The organism is uncultured Maricaulis sp., from assembly GCF_963976135.1.
Classification (GTDB): domain Bacteria; phylum Pseudomonadota; class Alphaproteobacteria; order Caulobacterales; family Maricaulaceae; genus Maricaulis.
On the sequence record NZ_CAXBKN010000064.1, the window covers coordinates 1 to 17,549 of the forward strand.

The 17,549-nt window shown below is 62.6% G+C and carries 18 protein-coding genes; 8 read left to right on the top strand and 10 right to left on the bottom strand.

The features are described from left to right. On the bottom strand, nucleotides 1-425 hold a 425-nt coding region (locus AAC023_RS09605), incomplete at its 3' end, for a cupin domain-containing protein (RefSeq protein ID WP_339740570.1). 50 nt (nucleotides 426-475) lie between these two features. Between AAC023_RS09605 and dapE the strand changes: the two genes are divergently transcribed. Together dapE and AAC023_RS09615 are read left to right on the top strand one after the other, a co-directional pair. After that, nucleotides 476-1,642, top strand: coding sequence for a succinyl-diaminopimelate desuccinylase (gene dapE, locus AAC023_RS09610; protein ID WP_339740572.1), 1,167 nt, complete (start codon nucleotides 476-478; stop codon nucleotides 1,640-1,642). Beyond that, nucleotides 1,639-2,220, top strand: a complete 582-nt coding sequence (locus AAC023_RS09615) for a hypothetical protein (RefSeq protein WP_339740574.1) — start codon at nucleotides 1,639-1,641, stop codon at nucleotides 2,218-2,220. Before dapE ends, AAC023_RS09615 begins: the two co-directional genes overlap by 4 nt. 9 nt (nucleotides 2,221-2,229) lie before the next feature. Here AAC023_RS09615 and truA read toward each other — a convergent pair whose 3' ends face one another. Both truA and fmt read right to left on the bottom strand, forming a co-directional pair. Continuing rightward, on the bottom strand, nucleotides 2,230-2,973 hold the full coding sequence (gene truA, locus AAC023_RS09620) for a tRNA pseudouridine(38-40) synthase TruA (RefSeq protein WP_339740576.1): 744 nt from the start codon (nucleotides 2,971-2,973) through the stop codon (nucleotides 2,230-2,232). Continuing rightward, the gene (gene fmt / locus AAC023_RS09625; protein ID WP_339740578.1) at nucleotides 2,973-3,905 is read right to left on the bottom strand and encodes a methionyl-tRNA formyltransferase; all 933 of its coding nucleotides are present in this window, start codon (nucleotides 3,903-3,905) and stop codon (nucleotides 2,973-2,975) included. Before fmt ends, truA begins: the two co-directional genes overlap by 1 nt. An 86-nt stretch (nucleotides 3,906-3,991) precedes the next feature. Here fmt and AAC023_RS09630 point away from each other — a divergent pair, with 86 nt between their 5' ends. Then, on the top strand, nucleotides 3,992-4,360 hold the full coding sequence (locus AAC023_RS09630; protein WP_339740580.1) for a Kazal-type serine protease inhibitor family protein: 369 nt from the start codon (nucleotides 3,992-3,994) through the stop codon (nucleotides 4,358-4,360). Nucleotides 4,361-4,407: 47 nt separating this feature from the next. Here AAC023_RS09630 and AAC023_RS09635 read toward each other — a convergent pair whose 3' ends face one another. Beyond that, nucleotides 4,408-4,989 carry a hypothetical protein gene (locus AAC023_RS09635; protein WP_339740582.1) on the bottom strand — a complete coding sequence of 194 codons (582 nt, stop codon included), beginning with the start codon at nucleotides 4,987-4,989 and terminating at the stop codon, nucleotides 4,408-4,410. A gap of 166 nt (nucleotides 4,990-5,155) precedes the next feature. On the opposite strand from AAC023_RS09635, the gene AAC023_RS09640 reads away from it, so the two are divergent. The 5 genes from AAC023_RS09640 to cysQ all read left to right on the top strand — a co-directional run bounded on the left by AAC023_RS09640 (nucleotide 5,156) and on the right by cysQ (nucleotide 9,449). Then, nucleotides 5,156-6,004, top strand: coding sequence for a pirin family protein (locus AAC023_RS09640; protein ID WP_339740584.1), 849 nt, complete (start codon nucleotides 5,156-5,158; stop codon nucleotides 6,002-6,004). 165 nt (nucleotides 6,005-6,169) lie between these two features. After that, on the top strand, nucleotides 6,170-7,396 hold the full coding sequence (locus AAC023_RS09645; RefSeq protein ID WP_339740587.1) for an acyltransferase family protein: 1,227 nt from the start codon (nucleotides 6,170-6,172) through the stop codon (nucleotides 7,394-7,396). 58 nt (nucleotides 7,397-7,454) lie between these two features. Continuing rightward, complete coding sequence (locus AAC023_RS09650) at nucleotides 7,455-8,096, top strand: hypothetical protein (RefSeq protein WP_339740589.1); 642 nt, start codon at nucleotides 7,455-7,457, stop codon at nucleotides 8,094-8,096. A 1-nt stretch (nucleotide 8,097) separates the two neighbouring features. Then, nucleotides 8,098-8,424 carry a transcriptional regulator gene (locus AAC023_RS09655; RefSeq protein WP_339740591.1) on the top strand — a complete coding sequence of 109 codons (327 nt, stop codon included), beginning with the start codon at nucleotides 8,098-8,100 and terminating at the stop codon, nucleotides 8,422-8,424. 227 nt (nucleotides 8,425-8,651) lie between these two features. Further along, nucleotides 8,652-9,449, top strand: coding sequence for a 3'(2'),5'-bisphosphate nucleotidase CysQ (gene cysQ, locus AAC023_RS09660; RefSeq protein ID WP_339740593.1), 798 nt, complete (start codon nucleotides 8,652-8,654; stop codon nucleotides 9,447-9,449). 72 nt (nucleotides 9,450-9,521) lie between these two features. Here cysQ and cysN read toward each other — a convergent pair whose 3' ends face one another. The 6 genes from cysN to AAC023_RS09690 form a co-directional block, all read right to left on the bottom strand. Next, entirely contained in the window at nucleotides 9,522-11,417 is a 1,896-nt protein-coding gene (gene cysN, locus AAC023_RS09665) for a sulfate adenylyltransferase subunit CysN (RefSeq protein ID WP_339740595.1), read from the bottom strand. Continuing rightward, entirely contained in the window at nucleotides 11,417-12,385 is a 969-nt protein-coding gene (gene cysD, locus AAC023_RS09670; protein WP_339740605.1) for a sulfate adenylyltransferase subunit CysD, read from the bottom strand. Before cysD ends, cysN begins: the two co-directional genes overlap by 1 nt. A 137-nt stretch (nucleotides 12,386-12,522) precedes the next feature. Beyond that, nucleotides 12,523-13,659 (bottom strand): DegT/DnrJ/EryC1/StrS aminotransferase family protein, encoded by a 1,137-nt coding sequence (locus tag AAC023_RS09675; RefSeq protein ID WP_339740597.1) that lies wholly within the window; start codon nucleotides 13,657-13,659, stop codon nucleotides 12,523-12,525. A 108-nt stretch (nucleotides 13,660-13,767) separates the two neighbouring features. Next, nucleotides 13,768-15,588 (bottom strand): glutamine--fructose-6-phosphate transaminase (isomerizing), encoded by a 1,821-nt coding sequence (glmS, locus tag AAC023_RS09680; protein ID WP_339740599.1) that lies wholly within the window; start codon nucleotides 15,586-15,588, stop codon nucleotides 13,768-13,770. A gap of 199 nt (nucleotides 15,589-15,787) precedes the next feature. Further along, nucleotides 15,788-16,723 (bottom strand): sulfotransferase, encoded by a 936-nt coding sequence (locus AAC023_RS09685; protein ID WP_339740601.1) that lies wholly within the window; start codon nucleotides 16,721-16,723, stop codon nucleotides 15,788-15,790. A gap of 2 nt (nucleotides 16,724-16,725) precedes the next feature. Continuing rightward, a partial coding sequence (locus AAC023_RS09690; protein WP_339740603.1) for a hypothetical protein occupies nucleotides 16,726-17,549 on the bottom strand: 824 nt, incomplete at its 5' end.

Below are 17,549 nucleotides of genomic sequence, written 5' to 3' on the forward strand. Positions count from 1 at the left end.
CGGTCATAGCGCTCCGGCAGGGCCTTCATGTCGATATCGGGGTATTCGGCGCCATCGGCGTCGATGCGGGTGCCGATGGCGAGGAAGATGCAATCGCTGTCGGAGCGATTGACGAGGTGATGACCGTCCTCGACGCCAGCGCGGAAGCCGGCGCAATCGCCGGGGCGCATCACGGTCTCGCCGCCATCCATCACCAGCACGGCCTCGCCGGAAAGTATCTGGACGAATTCGTCCTCATGCGTGTGCCAGTGGCGTTGGGACGACCAGGCGCCCGGTTCGAGCCGGACCTGGTTGACGCCGAACTGGGTCAGGCCGGCCACATCGCCAAGACGGCGGGTATGGCGTCCGCGGCAGGGCTCATCCATCGGCGCGGGATAGCCGCATCTCGAGATTTCGGCGACCTTGCTGACGGCGAACGTGCTCATGGCTGCATCCTTGTTCTGGCGTGGCCGGGCGAACCGGCTATGTTTCGATTATGAACACTGAACCCGATCTTTCCAATCCACTGGCGCTGGCCCAGCGCCTGATCCGCTGCCCCTCGGTGACACCGGCCGATGCCGGGGCGCTGGATGTGGTGCAGCAGGCACTGGAAAGCCTTGGCTTTGCCTGCCGGCGTTTGCCCTTTGGCGAGATCGACAATCTCTATGCCCGCCGCGGCACAGCTGCGCCCTGTTTCATGTTCGCCGGTCATACCGATGTCGTGCCCTCGGGCAATGACGCCAAATGGACCCACCCCCCCTTTGCCGCCGAGGCGGTCGACGGCATGTTGTGGGGCCGCGGCGCTGCCGACATGAAGGGCGCCATCGCGGCCATGATCGCCTCCGTCCAGCGCTTGTTGACCCAGCAGGGAGAACCGGACGGCTCGATCGCCTTCCTGATCACCGGCGATGAAGAGGGCATGGCGATCAATGGCACCAAGGCTGCGCTGGAACAGCTCGCGGCCGAGGGCGAGAGCTTCGATCATTGCCTCGTCGGCGAGCCGAGCAATCCGACCGTCATGGGCGAGACGATCAAATCGGGGCGGCGCGGCAGTCTCAATTGCCAGATTTCCATTACCGGCCGCCAGGGCCATGTCGCCTATCCGGAACGGGCGGAAAACCCGATCCCGCCCCTGCTCACCCTGCTCGGCCGCCTTACCGCGCGCGTGCTCGATGACGGCGCGGAGAATTTCCAGCGCTCGAATCTGGAGGTCACCAGTATTGATGTCGGCAATCCGACCACCAATGTTATTCCCGGTCATGCCGGGGCGCGCTTCAATATCCGCTTCAATATTGCCCATACCGGTGATGAGCTGACACGCTGGATCGAGGCCGAGGCGGCGCTGGTGGCCCTGACCTTCGATGGTGAGGTCGCCTGCGATATCCATGTCACCGGCGAAGCTTTCCTGACCCCGGCCGGGGAGTTCACCAGCCTGTTGCAGGACGCCATCGAGGCGGAGACCGGACGCCGCGCTGCGCTCACCACGGGCGGCGGCACCAGTGATGCCCGCTTCATCCACAAATACGGCCCCGTCGCCGAGTTTGGCCTGGTCGGCGCCAGCATGCACCAGATCGATGAATGCGTGCCGGTCGCCGATATCGAGACACTGACGCGCATCTATACCCGCATCCTGGCCGCCTATTTCGCGGACACGCCGGCATGATGCGTCTGATCGCCGAAGCCTGGCTGGCGCTGCAGGGCAGCTGGCGCATTCTCACTTTCAAGGAAGGCTGGGAAGGCAATTTCGACACCTCGATGGGTGGGCTTTGGCATTCCTTCGCGGCGGCAATCTTTGCACTGCCTCTCGTCGCCCTGATCCTGCTCAGCGCCTGGCATGGCTCGGCGGGCGAGCGCAGTTACGGACTCGAGGATTTCCTCGTCTATTCCCTGTCCTGGGTGGTGTTTCCGCTGGCCGCCTCGGTCGCAGCTCACATCGTCGGCGCACGCGGACGCTGGGCCGCCTGGGTGGTGCTGCACAATTGGAGCTCGATCCTGCTCTTTGCGGTGCAGGCGAGTTTCTGGACGCTATTCCTCGCCGGGCTGATCAATCTACAGGTTCTGGGTCTCCTGTCCGGCCTCTATGGCTATCTGCGGATCCTGGTGCACTGGCGCATCGCCTATATCGCACTGGGCACGCCGACCATCACCTCGGCGGCGGCCTGCGCGGTACCAATTCTGGCCGCGAAGATCATGGTGATCCTGATCAGTCTCGCCATGGCACCAGCGGTCCCGGCGGCTTAGCCGGCGCCATCAGTGCGGGTAATCCACTGCCACGAGATAGAGCCCGTCCGACGGTGCCACCGGGCCGCAACGCTTGCGGTCGGCTGCATCGAGCGCCGCCTTGAAGTCGCGCAGCGACCATTTGCCAACCCCGACCTCGACCAGCGATCCGACAAAGGAGCGCACCTGGCGGTGCAGGAAGGAGCGCGCCGAGCAGGTCAACTGCACCTCCTCGCCAATGCGCGAGACGCGGATCTCGTCGAGCGTCTTGACCGGGCTTTCCGACTGGCATTGCGCATCGCGGAAGGTGGAAAAATCATGGCTGCCGACCAGCATCTGCGCCGCGGCATGCATGGCATCGCTGTCGAGTTGTTGCGGCACGCGCCAGATCTGGCCCTTGTCGAGGGTCAGCGGCGCGCGGCGGTCGATCAGGCGGTAGAGATAATGCCGTTTGGTGGCCGAGAAGCGGGCATGAAATTCCTCCGTCACCTTTTCCGCCTGCAGCACGGCAATCGGGTCGGGGCGGAGATGGTGATTGAGCGCATCGCGCACGCGGTCGCAGCGCAGATCCTTGTCGAGATCGACATGCGCCACCTGTCCCAGCGCATGCACACCGCTATCGGTACGCCCGGCCCCCTGGACGATTGCCGGCGCGCCATTGAGCGCCTCGACGGCGCGCTGCAGCGAACCCTGCACGGAGGGGCCGTGGTCCTGCCATTGCCAGCCGTAGAACGGGGTGCCGTCATATTCGAGGGTGAGCTTGTAGCGCGGCATCAGCCCAGCACAGTTCCGGCCGGCACCGAGGTGCCGCGCAGGAAGTCCTCCGCCTTCATCGCGCCCTTGCCCTCACGTTGCAGCCGCAGGAGCCGCAGGGCGCCGGAGCCACAGGCGATCAACAGCTCATCATCCAGCGCCGTGCCGGGCACGCCTTCACCGGCTTCGCTGGTCGCAAGCAGGACCTTGACCCGCACAGGGCCCTTCTCGGTCGCGAGCTCGAACCAGGCACCGGGAAAGGGCGAAAGCCCGCGGATATGCGGCGACAGCTCGGCGGCGGAGCGCGACCAGTCGATGCGCGCCTCTTCCGGCGTGATCTTCCTGGCGTAGGTGACGCCCTCTTCCGATTGCGGCACGGCCTGCAGCGAGCCGCGCTCGAGCGCCGCCAGGGCGCGCGGCCACATCAGAGCGCCAACATCCATCAGTCTGTCATGCAGGCTGGCGGCCGTGTCGGTTTCGCTGATGGCGACGGTTTCGGAGAGCAGGATCGGACCGGTATCGAGCCCGGCTTCCATCTGCTGGATCTGGACGCCGGTCTCGCGATCGCCGGCCATGATCGCCCGCTGGATCGGCGCCGCCCCGCGCCAGCGCGGCAGCAGCGAGCCGTGCAGATTGAGGCAGCCCAGGCGCGGCGCATCGAGCGCGCGCTGTGGCAGGATTTGCCCGAAGGCGACGACAATGGCGGCATCGAGATCGAGCGCGTCGAACTCTTCGAGGACCGCCTCATCCTTAAAGCTGCCAGGCGTTGAGACCGGAATCCCCAGCAGTTCGGCCAGCTGGTGCACCGGGGTCTTCTGCTCCGACTGCCCGCGCCCGCGCTTGCGCGGTGGCTGGGTGTAGACGCGCGCGATTTCGTGCCCCGCTGCGGCAATCTCGGCCAGCGAGCGGACGGCGAAATCGGGGGTTCCCATGAAGGCGAGGCGGAGCGTCATGCGCAAACTGGTCCCGTCAAAATCAATTGCATTCTTCCTGCTGTCTTAACTTTGTTATAGCTTGACCGCCAAGCAGGAGCGACACCATGACCAAATTATCCGGCATGCTCATCACCCTCGTTTCCGGACTCTTCGCGCTGAGCGCCTGCGCGACATCAGCGCCGACCGGCTCGCCGGGAGATCCACGACAATCCGCCGAAATTGGCGGCATGTGCGGGGGAATGATGGGTATTGGCTGCACCGATAGCGGCGCTTATTGCCGCTATGAACCGGCCGCCCAGTGCGGTGCGGCCGATCAGAGCGGCATTTGCACCCCGCGCCCGCAAGCCTGCACGCGCGAATACCGCCCCGTCTGTGGCTGCGACGGCCAGACCTATGGCAATGCCTGCACAGCGGCCGCGGCCGGCGTCAGCGTCATACGGGATGGCGCATGTGCACCATCAGAGGATGACTGACATTCGGGCCAGCGGGACATGCGCCGAAGGCACATGTCCCGGAACGCTTATTCGAAACCCCAGGGGGCTGGCGGGACATCAACCGCACGGGTCATGTCGAAGCTGACCTCGAAATGACGCTCCGGGCGGTCGAGGGCATAGGTCAAGGCTGTATCGGTCAGCGTGATCGTCCAGACATTAGTGACGGAAACCGCAAGGCCTTCACGCTCGAACAGGTCTTTCGAGAACTGGTCGGCCGGGAATTCGGCGCGGCCATTGGCCGGCGGCGTGATGGTGGAACCGCCATACATGGTCACCGCATCATCGCTGCCGTCTTCATGACGGTGGTCGTGCTGCAAGCGCAGGCCATCGCCCTGACGGCTGATGATCCAGGTGCGCGATCGATCCTCGCCGACATGCAGCGGGATACGGACTTCATCATCACTGCACTCGCGGAAATGAATGGTCAGCACTTCCGACGCCCAGTCCGCATCGCGGGGGTCGTCGCTCGTGACGGCGCCCTCGAAGGCCTGGCCGCAATATTGCGACAGCGCAGCGAGCATGTCGTCGCCCGCTGGCGCTGATTGCGGTGCGGAACAGGCTGCGAGGCTTATCAGGCCGAGCGCGGCACTGGCATGGATCCGTTTCATGATGGCAATCCCCTTGAAATCATTCGTCGACGATCCCGCACCTGTCCAACGTGGTCAAGCAAGAAGCGATCCTGTCCACTGAGGAAAGAATGCTTTTCGCGTCCGCGGCTGGTCTCTCCCCGGCAAGGGCCTATTTTGTGAGCAGGAAAGCCCGCAGGAGCGCTTCATGAGCACGACCACCCAGACCAGAACCCGCCGCATCAGTCAGATCTCGCATGGCATGCCAACCTCCGACGGGGCAGGCGTCAAGCTGACGCGCATGCTTGGCCATCAGGGGCTGAATTATCTCGACCCGTTTTTGATGCTCGACCAGTTCCGCTCCGACAATCGCGATGATTATATTGCGGGCTTCCCCAGCCATCCGCATCGGGGTTTTGAGACGGTAACCATCATGCTCGACGGCCGCATGCGCCACGGCGACAATAAAGGCCACAAGGGCGTGATCGGTGCCGGCGGTATACAGTGGATGACCGCCGGACGCGGCATCGTCCATTCGGAAATGCCCGAACAGGAAGATGGCCGCATGTGGGGCTTCCAGCTCTGGGTCAATCTGCCGGCCAAACAGAAAATGACGCATCCGCGCTACCAGGAATTCAGCGCCGAGGAGATCCCGGTCGAGGATCGTCCGGGCGGTCCGGTCCGCGTGCTCGCGGGCAGCAGTGCCATTGGCACCACCGGGCCGGTCGAACAGATCGCGACGAAACCGCTTCTGCTCGACATCACGCTGGCGCCCGGCACCGAATTCACCGAGGCCGTCCCTGCCGGACATACCGTCTTCATCTCGGTCTATAGGGGTGAAGTGTCTGACGGCGGCGAGACCGTCAAGGATCCCGACCTTGCCGTCCTGTCCAGTGGCGATTCCGTGTCGCTGAAGGCCGGTCCCACCGGCGCGAGCTTCTTGCTGGTCGCCGGCCAGCCGCTGGGTGAGCCGGTCGCTCGCTATGGCCCATTCGTAATGAACACCCAGGCGGAGTTACAGCAGGCGGTGACAGATTTCCAGGCGGGGCGGTTCTAGCCGACCGCCGGAGCATCTTCTCAACACAGGCAGGGATCAGAGCGGGCCGATCCCGCAGGTCCAGTCCCGCTCCCCCGCGCGGAGGCCCCCCCTCTTCATATTTTCAGTTTACATTATAAACCAGTTTGCGATATATGCGGACCTTCAAACGATCGGAGGCTGCCCGTGCCACACACTCAAAACGAACGCCTGCATGCCCTGGACGCAGTTCGCGCCCTGGCGCTGCTGCTGGGAATCGTCCTGCACGCATCTATGTCATTCCTGCCCGGACCGCAGATCTGGGCCAGCCAGGATGTGGCCGGTGGAGAGGGGTTTTCTTTTGCCTTCCTCATTCCGCATATCTTTCGGCTGACGCTCTTCTTCTTCATCGCCGGCTTCTTTGCCCGCATGGCAATCGGCAAACGCGGCGCGATCGGTTTTCTGGGCGACCGGAGCAAACGCATTGCCTTGCCACTCCTGGTGTTCTGGGCCCCGCTTTTCGCCATGATCACCGCTGTATTTATCTGGGGCTTCCTGAAGGCCAATGGCGGGGTTGTCCCCGAGGGCACGCCGCCACCACCGCCCCTGGAACTGGCCAGCCTGCCGCTCACTCATCTCTGGTTTCTCTATTTATTGTTGATCTTCTATGTCGCGGCCACAGCCCTTTACCTGATCACCAAACTGGGTGGAGCGGTGATGACGCCATCAAATCCGGTCGACCGCCTGGCAGGGTGGATCATGCGCACCCCGCTCGGCGTGCTTATCCTGGCGGCACCGGTCGCGACCTGGTTTTTGCTCAACCCGGCCTGGTATGCCTGGTTCGGCATCCCGACCCCGGATACGGGATTTCTGCCCGATACCGGTGCCTTGATCGCCTATGGCGTCGCCTTTGGCGCCGGCTGGCTGGTGCAAGGGCAGACCGACCTGCTCGAGGCCTGGCGGCGCTGGTGGCCGGCCAATCTCACTCTGGCTCTGGTCGCCACAACGATCTGCGTGCGCCAACTCGGACTGGTTCCCGATTTCACGCCCGCTATGGCCGGACCACAGAAAGCAATACTGGCGGCAGCCTATGGGATTGCGAGTTGGGCCTGGACGCTGGCCCTCACCGGTCTGGCACTGCAATTCTGGTCAGGGCATAGCAAGGCCCGCCGCTATCTCGCGGATTCATCCTACTGGCTCTACATCATGCATCTGCCATTGGTCATGGCCCTGCAGGTCGCCGTCTCGGATCTGCCCTGGCCGGGAGCGGTGAAATTCGCACTCGTGCTGGCGACCACGATGGGTATCCTGCTGGGCAGCTACCAGCTCTTCGTCCGCAATAGCTGGCTTGGAGCCTGGCTCAATGGCCGCAGGCTTGGAGGCGGGCCGGCGATCGCCGCCCCGGCACTGAATACCCAGACAACACAGCCATGACTTCCGGTACGGGCTGGGGCAAGATCGCCCCGGCTCGCACCCAGCCTCAGAGGTATATATGACCCAGGACATCGACAATGCGCGTGCCGACCTTGCCTTCATGCGCGAGCTGGTCTCAGACACAGCACCGCCGGGCCAGGCGACCGGACAATCCCTGTTTGCCGCCGGTCTGATCTATGGCGTTCAAACCCTGCTGCAATGGGCCGAGTTCAGCGGCCGCCTCGAGATTACCGGCATCTGGATGCTGGCCGTCATCACTGGTCCAACCCTGGTCTTTCTGGTGGTGCTGACCCTGATCCTGCGCAGCAGGCCCAGGAGCACGCCCAAGACCATGGCAGGCCGTGCGCTGGACTACGCGTTCTCAGCGATCGGCATCACCAATCTCTGCCTGCTCACAATCTTCTGGATCACCGCGGTGAAGCTCGACTCCCCCTATCCATGGTTCAGCTATGGCGCCGCGATCTTCGCCGTCCAGGGCATGGTCTGGTTCATCGCCTTTCGCATCCGCCAGCGCTTGTGGCTCGGCGCGGTATCGGCGGGCTGGTTCCTCACCGCCGTCCTGCTGGCGCTGACGGCGGGCACAAGTGAATTTGTTCTGGTCGCCTCCCTGGGCATGTTCGCACTGCTGGCCCTGCCAGGCTGGGTAATGATGAGGGGCGATTCAGACGCCTCCGCGAGCGGCAGCAGGGCGGGAGCCTGAATTGACTTCAGGATCGCCAGCAGGATCGGGAATCGGCCGCATCGACGATGTCATCCACGGGCGCCTCCGGCTCGGCATCATGACCTATCTCGCCGATGCGGAGGTCGCCGATTTCAACGAGCTGAAAGCTGCGCTCGATGCCACCCAGGGCAATCTCTCGGTGCATTTGCGCAAGCTCGAAAGTGCCGGGTTTGTCGCGATCGAAAAGAGTTTTATCGGTCGCAAACCCCTGACCCGGGTCCGGATTACCAAGGCCGGGCGAACCGCATTCCGGGCTTATGTACAAGCCATCGCCGACCTTCTCGGCACGCTGTCCCCGCCGGACTAACAGACCTCAGCCGATCGCTTGGGCTGACATCTGCCGGGCGGACTCGAACGCCCGGCTGCCAAGGCCCGGCAATCAAGGCTCGCTCAAGCGGCGGGGTTCTGGCATTTCTAGGGGGCTCATCGGGGGCGCTATTGCCTGCGGACCGGGTCGCAACGCCCGCCGTCAGGCCTGATTCCCGCTGGGTTCCAGCGTGAGACCAGATATTTCCCGACCCGACCGGAGTTCCAATGCCCCTGATCCAGGACAAAAACGCCCTCGCCTTCGAATTCGGCCAACTCTGCAGCGACGCGGGTTACGCCATCATGGAGGTCTATAATTCGGACTTCGCCTCCCGCAGCAAGGATGATGCTTCGCCAGTCACCGACGCCGACGAACTCGCCGAGGCCATCATTCTGGCCGGCCTGGAGCGGATCCTGCCGGGCATCCCGGTCCTCGCCGAGGAGAGTTTTTCCGCCGGCTTCCGCCCGGAGATTGGTTCGACCTTCGTGCTCGTCGACCCGGTCGATGGCACCAAGGAATTCATCAACAAGAATGGCGAGTTCACTGTCAATATCGCGCTGATCGAGAACCGGGTGCCGACCGCGGGCTGTGTCTACGCGCCAGCCAAGAAGCGACTGTATGTCGGTGGCAGTCAGGCTTGGGCCGGCGACCTCGCCGCTGGCGAGACTGTGGGTCCCGCGCAGATGGCGCCCATCCAGACCCGCGCCCGACCGGCATCGGGGCTCACCGGCGTGATGAGCCGCTCACATGCCGACGCCGCCACCCTCGCTTTTGCCGATGCGGCAGGCGTCACAGAGCGCACCTCCGCCGGTTCCTCGCTCAAATTCTGCCTCATCGCTGAAGGTCTGGCCGACGTCTACCCACGTTTCGGTCCGACCCGCGAGTGGGATACCGGTGCCGGTCATGCCGTTCTCAACGCGGCAGGCGGTGCCGTGCTGACACCAGACGGGGCCGCTTTCCTCTACGCCAAGACCGAAACGGAATTCCTCAATAGCGCCTTCGTCGCCTGGGGCAGGCGCCCATAGACCCGCAATCGGACAGACAAGAGGCCGGGTATGACGACCCGGCCTCCAACAATGCCCGCATACGCAGCCAGGCTAGCCGAGGCGACCGGTCTGCCGCAGATAGGCGACGACCTGGTCGGCCGCATCTTCCGCCGAAATCTCATTCGTATCGATGCGCAGCTCCGGGTTTTCAGGCGCCTCATAGGGGCTGTCGAAACCGGTGAAATTCTTGATCTCACCCGCCTGAGCCTTCTTGTAGAGCCCTTTCGGGTCTCGCTGGATGCAGACCTCGAGCGGGGTGTCGACGAAGACTTCGATAAACTCATTCTCCTCGACCAGTTCGCGCACCATTTGCCGCTCCGAACGGAAGGGTGAAATGAAGGAACAGGTCACCAGCAAGCCGGATTCAACGAATAGACGGCCGACCTCGCCGATACGGCGGATATTCTCGACGCGGTCTTCATCGGTGAAGCCCAGATCGCGGTTGAGGCCGTGGCGGACATTATCGCCATCGAGCGAATAGGTGTGGTGACCGGCGCTGGCCAGCTTTTGTTCGACCAGATTGGCGACGGTTGATTTTCCGGCGCCCGACAGCCCCGTGAACCAGAGAATGGCCGGTTTTTGCGCCTTGATCTGGGCGCGCTCGGCCTTCGTCACCGTCATCGCGTGATGGTGAATATTGGACGCCCGGCGCAAGCCGAATTCAATCATGCCGGCGCCGACCGTCTGATTGGTAAAGCGGTCGATCAGGATGAAGGCGCCCATATCGCGGATTTTCTGATACGGGTCGAAGGCGATCGGCTGGGCAGTGGAAACATTGCACATCCCGATGCCATTCATTTCCAGTTTGCGGCAGGGCTGTTTCTCATAGGTATTGACGTCGACACGGTGGCGTAGCGACGAGATGGTCGCCGGCGTGGTCGCGGTGCCGATTTTCAGCAAGTAGGAGCGCCCGGGCAGAAGGTCATCCTGGTGCATCCACAGGATTTCAGCGGCAAACTGGTCGGAAACCTCTGGCCGTTCCTCGGCAGAGGAAATCACATCACCGCGTGAAATATCGATCTCCTGATTGAGAACCAGGGTGACGGAATCGCCCGCCACCGCCTCGTCGAGATCGCCATCGGCGGTGACAATGCGGCTGACATTCGCTGCCGTGCCCGATTTGGCCACGATAATGGCATCGCCCGGCTTGATCGAGCCGGAGACAACAATGCCGGAATAGCCGCGGAAATTGAGATTGGGGCGATTGACCCATTGCACTGGCATGCGGAAAGGCTGGTTCTGAACCTCGGCATCGACATCAAGAAGCTCCAGATGCTCAAGCAAGGTCGGGCCGGTGTGCCAGCTCATGTTTTCGCTGCGTCGGGTGACATTTTCCCCGAACCGCGCCGATATCGGTATCGGCGTGATCGTCTGGAAGCCCAGACTCTCCGCGCTCTTGAAATATTCCGCAACGATCTCGTGAAAGCGGCTGCGCGAATGATCGACAAGATCCATCTTGTTGACCGCCAGCACAACGTGGCGAATGCCCATCATGCGCGCGATATAGGTGTGGCGCAGCGTCTGGACCAGCACGCCGCGGCGGGCATCGATCAGAATCACCGCGACATCCGCTGTTGAGGCACCCGTCGCCATATTGCGTGTGTATTGTTCATGGCCCGGTGTATCGGCGACGACAAATTTACGCTTTTCGGTCGCGAAATAGCGATAGGCGACATCAATCGTGATGCCTTGCTCGCGCTCGGCCTCGAGACCGTCAAGGAGCAGGGCGAAATCAATCTCCTCGCCGACCGTGCCATGCTTGCGGCTGTCGCGAGCCAGCACGCTGAGCTGGTCCTCGAACAACAGCTTTGAATCGTAGAGCAAGCGGCCGATCAGGGTCGACTTGCCGTCATCCACGGAGCCACAGGTCAGAAAGCGCAGCACACCATGGCCACCGGATTGTGTCAGACGGTCCATGAGGTCCGCAGGCGGGGTCAGCTCATTCATCAGAAATAGCCCTCCCGCTTCTTCTTCTCCATCGAACCGGACTCATCATGGTCGATCAAGCGGCCCGACCGTTCCGAGGTTCGGGCGGTGAGCATTTCCAGCACGATTTCCTCCAGCGTCGTCGCACCGGACTCAACCGCACCGGTCAATGGATAACAGCCCAGTGTGCGGAAGCGGACCAGCCGCAGCTCCGGGCTCTCGCCTTCGGCCATCGGCATGCGCTCATCATCGACCATGATCAATTGACCGTCGCGTTCCACGACCGGCCGGTGCGCCGCGAAATAGAGCGGCACAATCGGGATGTCTTCCTCGAGAATATATTGCCAGATATCGAGTTCGGTCCAATTGGACAGCGGGAAGACGCGGATCGATTCTCCCGGTTTGATCTTTGTATTATAATTGCGCCACAGCTCGGGGCGCTGGTTCTTCGGGTCCCAGCCATGATGGCCGTCGCGGAAGGAGAAGATGCGCTCCTTGGCACGCGACTTCTCTTCGTCGCGACGCGCACCGCCGAAAGCGGCATCATATTTATGCCGGGTCATCGCATTGCGCAGCGCTTCGGTCTTCATCACCTGGGTGTGCAGATTGGAGCCGTGATCAAAGGGGTTGATGCCGCGCTCGACGCCGTCCTGATTGATCTCGACGCGGACTTCCAGGCCCAGCTCGGCGGCGATCGCATCGCGGAAGGTGATCATGTCGCGGAATTTGAACGTGCTGTCGACATGCTGCAGTGGAAAGGGCGGCAGGGAGGGATAGAAAGCCTTCATCGCCAGATGCAGCATCACCGCCGAGTCCTTGCCGACCGAATACAGCATCACCGGCCGCTGAAACTCAGCGGCCACTTCGCGCATGATGTGCATGCTTTCCGATTCAAGCGCCTTGAGATGAGCGGAGAGCGGGCGATCCCGGTGCCGGGGGCTCTGAAACCGCTTCGCATAGGCGCGGACGCTGTCCTGAATGGTGCTCATCATGTCCTCACTGGCCGGGACGCTTCAAACGCAGGCCAAAGCCCGGACACGCCCCGTATCAATGCGATTTAGGATAGGTGAGCGGCAATTACCACCCGATAGCGCCATCACGTGCAAACCGGGTCAGCCCGCACCGTTCAACCATGCGCGGCCGGATAGCTCAGCACGGCTTCGATCACCTGATCGATATGCGCATCCGACATGTCCGGATGCATCGGCAGCGACACGACGCGATGTGCAGCGGCCTCGGTCACCGGGAGACCGCCGGGCGCCATCGGGTATGGCGCATAGGGATCGTGCAGATGCAGCGGGATTGGATAATAGATCGCGCTCGGCACGCCCTTCGCTGCGAGATGGGCGCGGAACCCGTCGCGATCAGCCACTTCGATCGTGTATTGAGCCCAGCTTGATTGGGCATTGGCGGGCACGCGCGGCCAGTTGACCTGATTGCCGAAACCGGCGGCGTAGCGATCAGCAACACGCTGACGCATTTCGATTTCCTCACCGAAGACGCGCAGTTTTTCGATCAGTACCGCCGCCTGGATAGTGTCTAGGCGGGAATTGAGGCCAATGCGCGCATACTCATAGCGCTCCTTGCCCTCACCATGCACGCGCACGGACTTCATCAGATCATACAGCGCATCATCCTTGCACATCACCGCGCCGCCATCGCCGTAACAACCGAGCGGTTTGGCCGGGTAGAAGCTGATGGTGAGCACGTCGGCCCAATGCAGCGAGGACTGGCCGTCCAGCGTGCAACCGAAGCCTTGTGCGCCGTCGGCGATGAGCTTCATGCCGTGAGCGCGCGTGATCTTCGCCAGCGCCGGGTAATCGGCCGGCTGACCGAACAGGTCGACGGCGATGACAGCGCGCGGTGTCAGCTCGCCCTTCGCCTTCACGGCATCGATCGCTGCAGCCAGGCTGGCGGGCGACATATTGTAGGTGTCGGGATCGATATCGACATAAACCGGCGAAGCACCGGCCAACACCACGACTTCGGCAGTCGAGGCAAAGGTGAAGCTCGGCACGAAGACCGCGTCGCCGGGCCCGATCTCCCAGGCCATCAGCGGGATGAGAATGGCGTCTGTCCCATTCGCGCAGCTCAGTGCCCGCCCTTCCCCGTTGAACGCCGCCAGATCGGCCTCCAGCTGCGTGACTTCCGGTCCCAGAATATAGCGGCCCTCATCCAATACCTTGGCAATGGCCGCATCGATGCGGGCGCCAATGCGGCCACGCTGGGCCTTGAGGTCGATGAAGGGGATCATTTCGGTCATGGGACTTCCCGGTCTTGAAGAATATGCGGGACGCAAACACGTCACGCCATGGAAACTGAGCGCCCTATAGACCGCGCTACAGGCCCGATAAAGTCACGAAAAATTTCGCTATTCTACCGTCACCGATTTGGCCAGATTGCGCGGCTGGTCGACATCGGTACCTTTGTGGACCGCGACGTAATAGGCGAGCAATTGCACCGCCACGGCCGCGACGAGCGGCGCAGCCAGGCCCTCTGCTCGCGGCAGCGTGATGATGGAACTCGCTTCCCCCTCGAGTTCGGCAGCGCCAAGATCGTCGGTGATTGCGATGACGCGGGCTCCACGCGCACGCACTTCCTGGATCGAGGAGCGAGTCTTGGTGAAGAGGTGGTCGTGAGGCGCGATGACGATCACAGCGACATCGTCTTCGATCAAGGCAATCGGTCCATGCTTGAGCTCACCTGCGGCATAGCCCTCGGCGTGGATATAGCTGATTTCCTTGAGCTTGAGAGCCCCTTCCAGCGCCATCGGGAAGAATTCATTGCGCCCGAGATAGAGCACGATAGAGGCCTGGGCCAACTCGCTGGCGAGATGGTTGATCTGGTCCTCGATGTGCAGGGCCTGCGCCATCAGGCCGGGAATCCTCATCAGGCGCGTGACGTGGCTGGCCTGTTCGCTGGCATCGATCCGGCCACGTTGAACGCCGGCCAGGACGGCGAGCGCTGCCAGCGAAGCAAGCTGGCAGGTGAAGGCCTTGGTCGAGGCGACACCGATTTCCGGTCCGGCCATGGTTGGTGCCACGATATCAGCCTCCCGCGCCATGGAGGAATGGGGCGAATTGACCAGCACGATCGTCTTCAGCCCTGCAGCCTTGCACATCCGCATCGCTTCGAGCGTGTCAGCGGTCTCGCCGGACTGGGAGATAAACAGCGCCACGTCATTCGGCATGAAGGCCGGTTGGCGGTAACGGAATTCCGAGGCGATATCGACCTCGACCGGGATCCCGGCCAGCGCCTCGAACCAGTATTCAGCGATCTGCCCGGCATAGGACGCCGTGCCACAGCCAACGATGAGAAGCCGGGAGGCCGCGGCAAAATCAATCCCGGGCCTGTCGCGCACCTGTCCGGCGACGGCGTCGAGATAGCCACTCAGCGTATGACCCACGACCTCCGGCTGCTCGTAAATTTCCTTCTGCATGAAGTGGCGGTAATTGCCCTTCTCGGCCAGGACGGCAGACTGCGGGATGGACACCATCGGACGGGTCGCCGGCTTTCCGCCTGCCGAGAAAATCTCGAGGGAATCCCGCCGGACCAGAACGGCATCGCCTTCTTCAAGATAGACGACAGAGCGGGCTTCTCCGGCAATTGCCAGAATGTCCGAGGCGAGGAAGCCTGCCCCGTCACCAATGGCCGCCACCAGCGGCGCCCCGCGGCGCGCGCCAAGCAGCAAATCCGGTTCGCCTTCAATAATGGCCGCCAGCGCGAAGGCCCCCTGCAAACGCTCGAGAACCGCCGCCAGGGCCTGTTTCGGCGTGTCGCCGCTCGCCAACGCGCGATCGAGGAGATGCGCCACAACCTCGGTATCGGTTTCGCTGGAAAAGACCCGCCCGTCGGCGATGAGCTCGTCACGCAGCGGTTTGAAATTCTCGATAATGCCGTTGTGGACCAGACAGACGCGCCCTGCACGGTGCGGATGGGCATTGGCTTCGGTCGGCGCACCATGGGTGGCCCACCGGGTGTGGGCGATACCGCTCGGGCCAGCCAAGGCCTCCGGCGTAATCTCCAGGAGCGCAGCGACCTTGCCCGACGCACGCACCCGGGTCAGTGATCCATCATCGCACTGGATGGCGATGCCCGCCGAATCATATCCGCGGTACTCAAGGCGCCGAAGCCCTTCAAGCAACACATGCTTTGCTCCTGCCCGTCCCGAAACGCCGACTATTCCGCACATGCCCGTCTACTCCGCATTGAACATCCAGCAGGCCCACAAACCAGTTCAGGTCGAGGAGCCGGTCAGACGATATTTTCAAAACCGTATTCACCTGGCCAAAAATTCGGGCCCTGAAAATAGTCACCCAGCCTGTCAGGATTCCGGCCGTGCCCTCGTTTCAACACCCCAAACCTGTCGGGGAACCGCCGGTCTGACCGGCTCAATCCGCCGCACTTGTGTAATCAAAGCGTTCGCACAGCCGCTGATAGGTTTTGCTTACCAGCGCCGCAGCGCGCAGCTCATCGGGGACCGGGCGCCGCGGACGAGCTTCAATAATCGCGCTGCGGCGACCGCTGTCTCCGGTCAAGGTGACGGCGGAAATCAGCTCGGGCACACCCGCCATTGTCGGCAGTTCCAGATAACCGCAAATCTGTTCAAGCGTGGCCTCGGGATCGGCGACGAAATCCTCATAACGGCACACCGGAATGCCCGCATGACGGTCGAGAAACGCCTCATAGCGCACCGCATATTCTTCGAGCGTGGATGGCGAGAAATGGAGCCACTTATTCTGCTGCAGCGCCAGGTAGGAATCGAGGGGATGACGCACTGTCACAACGGAGCGGCACGGCATTTCAGGTGCCAGGAGTTCGTACAGGGTCGGGCGGGCGGCGGCCTCCGCCGTGGTGCAGAAACTGGAATGCGGATGGTCCCGCAGGACAAGCCGCAGACCTTTTGCTGCGCTTTCAGCGCGCAGCGCCGTCATCGAGCTCAGAAAGACACGAATCAGGGTGTCCTCGTCCTGGGGCCGCACAGCCTTGCGCAAGGCGAGCAGCAGATCGGTCGGCGAAAACTGCTTTTCACCCTCCCGGATGTGGAGCGTGCTGAGCGGATTGATTTCACTCAATAACAACGTATTCGGCAGCGCCGCCAGGCATTTCGAGATCATGGTCCCGCCAGAACTGGCCATATGGTGGATGGTCCTTACCGGCTCCGTTTCAGGGACAGAATCACAAAAGGCCTCACACTGAGACAGAAGACTCGGCAAAGGGTCCGCCGTTTGCCGGACCTCGAAGGCATACTCCCCAAGGAGGCTCAGGGCCTCGTCGAGCGTCTCGAGAAGGGCCTCGGAAGCGACGCCTGTGGGTGCGGAGACCATTCTCAAGCGCCCGGCAGGGTTTTGGGCCTGCGGCCCCGCGGCTTTTTGGCCTTGGCCTGGCCGAGTTGATCCGGCTCCTCCGACTGCAGGACCGAAAGATCCTGAATGTGCCGGGCCGCTTCCTGCAGACGCGGCGTCAGCTTGCACAGCAGATCTTCCTGTTGTTGTCGCACGCTCAACGTCTCGGCATAGCGGGTCTGTAGATCGCGCAAATCGCCTTGCAGCATCGCCTGCATCCGCAGGGCTACCGCGAGATCGGACCGGGCTGCAGCATGCTCGGCCGTCCGAGCAATCAGAGTTTCTTGCAGGGATTCGGCCTTCGCATGCTCTGATTGACGGTCGGTTTCAGCTTGAGCGAGTTGAACTTCAAGCTCCTTGATCCGAACGTCCCGAGCGCCCATCGCGTCAGTCGCCGCCTTGAGCGCCTCCTCGGCCTCGGTCCGGCTTGCCTTTGCCGCTTCCTTGTGGGCGCTTTCCGCCTGAACGAGTTGAGCCTCAAGCTCCTCGATCCGAACGTCCCGCGCCGCCATCGCGTCAGTCGCCGATTTGAGCGCCTCTTGGGCTTCCTTGTGCGCGCCTTCCGCTTGAACGAGTTGAACCTCAAGCTCCTTGATCCGCACGTCCCGAGCGCCCATCGTTGCGATGGTAGATTTGAGTGCTTTCTCGGCTTCGACTCGGCTCGCCTCTTCGGCCTCCTTGTGCGCGCTTTCCGCTTGAACGAGGTGAGCCTCAAGCTCCTCGATCCGAACGTCCCGCGCCGCCCTCGCATCAGTCGCCGATTTGAGCGCCTCTTCGGCCTCCTTGTGCGCGCTTTCCGCTTGAACGA

Bases quoted from the DNA above. Each gene is read 5' to 3' on its own strand.
- AAC023_RS09630 (WP_339740580.1), top strand. From the start codon at position 3,992: ATGACCAAATTATCCGGCATGCTCATCACCCTCGTTTCCGGACTCTTC.
- cysN (WP_339740595.1), bottom strand. From the start codon at position 11,417: ATGAATGAGCTGACCCCGCCTGCGGACCTCATGGACCGTCTGACACAA.
- AAC023_RS09640 (WP_339740584.1), top strand. From the start codon at position 5,156: ATGAGCACGACCACCCAGACCAGAACCCGCCGCATCAGTCAGATCTCG.
- truA (WP_339740576.1), bottom strand. From the start codon at position 2,973: ATGCCGCGCTACAAGCTCACCCTCGAATATGACGGCACCCCGTTCTAC.
- AAC023_RS09685 (WP_339740601.1), bottom strand. From the start codon at position 16,723: ATGGTCTCCGCACCCACAGGCGTCGCTTCCGAGGCCCTTCTCGAGACG.
- AAC023_RS09615 (WP_339740574.1), top strand. From the start codon at position 1,639: ATGATGCGTCTGATCGCCGAAGCCTGGCTGGCGCTGCAGGGCAGCTGG.
- AAC023_RS09675 (WP_339740597.1), bottom strand. From the start codon at position 13,659: ATGACCGAAATGATCCCCTTCATCGACCTCAAGGCCCAGCGTGGCCGC.
- fmt (WP_339740578.1), bottom strand. From the start codon at position 3,905: ATGACGCTCCGCCTCGCCTTCATGGGAACCCCCGATTTCGCCGTCCGC.
- cysD (WP_339740605.1), bottom strand. From the start codon at position 12,385: ATGAGCACCATTCAGGACAGCGTCCGCGCCTATGCGAAGCGGTTTCAG.
- glmS (WP_339740599.1), bottom strand. From the start codon at position 15,588: ATGTGCGGAATAGTCGGCGTTTCGGGACGGGCAGGAGCAAAGCATGTG.
- AAC023_RS09650 (WP_339740589.1), top strand. From the start codon at position 7,455: ATGACCCAGGACATCGACAATGCGCGTGCCGACCTTGCCTTCATGCGC.
- AAC023_RS09635 (WP_339740582.1), bottom strand. From the start codon at position 4,989: ATGAAACGGATCCATGCCAGTGCCGCGCTCGGCCTGATAAGCCTCGCA.
- cysQ (WP_339740593.1), top strand. From the start codon at position 8,652: ATGCCCCTGATCCAGGACAAAAACGCCCTCGCCTTCGAATTCGGCCAA.
- dapE (WP_339740572.1), top strand. From the start codon at position 476: ATGAACACTGAACCCGATCTTTCCAATCCACTGGCGCTGGCCCAGCGC.